At 34.9% G+C, this 578-nt stretch carries 1 protein-coding gene; it reads right to left on the minus strand.

Translation table 11 applies throughout. The annotated features are described in order from the left end of the window. Positions 1–238 precede the first annotated feature (238 nt). Positions 239–578, minus strand: a 340-nt coding sequence (locus AW17_RS24565) for a hypothetical protein (RefSeq protein ID WP_036670870.1), incomplete at its 5' end; no start/stop codon positions are given.

The raw sequence follows: 578 nt of genomic DNA on the forward strand, positions 1-578 counted from the left end.
ATTTAGTTAATTAATACTAATTAAATTAAACGTTTAACCCATTATTGTTAAAATACTCAAAAGTATAACACAAAAAAATAACCAACGATAAGGGTTGGTTATTTTTAAAAGAAAAACTGATTTTTATTTTAGCCCGGATGGAAGTGTAAATCCTTTTTTTGCGCTAGCAGAAAAAGATTGCAACGGACAGCCGGAACGTCATTTGTAAAAAGCAAAAATCTTGTTGCTCCTAAAATTTTTAATTCGTCACGGGAGCACTATTGAAACCAATTGAGGTTTTCAAAGAAATATCTGAGGTAGGTGATTGTTTTAAAACATATACTATTTTCGCTTGTACATTGCCAGATTTCATCATGTTGTCAAACGTATTCGTCGTACTCACATCCATTGAAAGTGAATTCCCTACATTATCTGGAATGGATTCGCGAGAGGCGACCAAAACTTGATTGCTTCCGCTATTAGAAAGATAAACCTTCACTGATTTAAAAACACCCATGCTCGTTCCTGAACCGACCGAAAGGGTGGCATTGGTTACTCTGATGTCTTTCACATTCGCACCAGATCCTGTAATCTGATTA

The organism is Pedobacter borealis DSM 19626 (assembly GCF_000708285.2).
GTDB classification, from domain to species: Bacteria; Bacteroidota; Bacteroidia; order Sphingobacteriales; family Sphingobacteriaceae; genus Pedobacter; species Pedobacter borealis.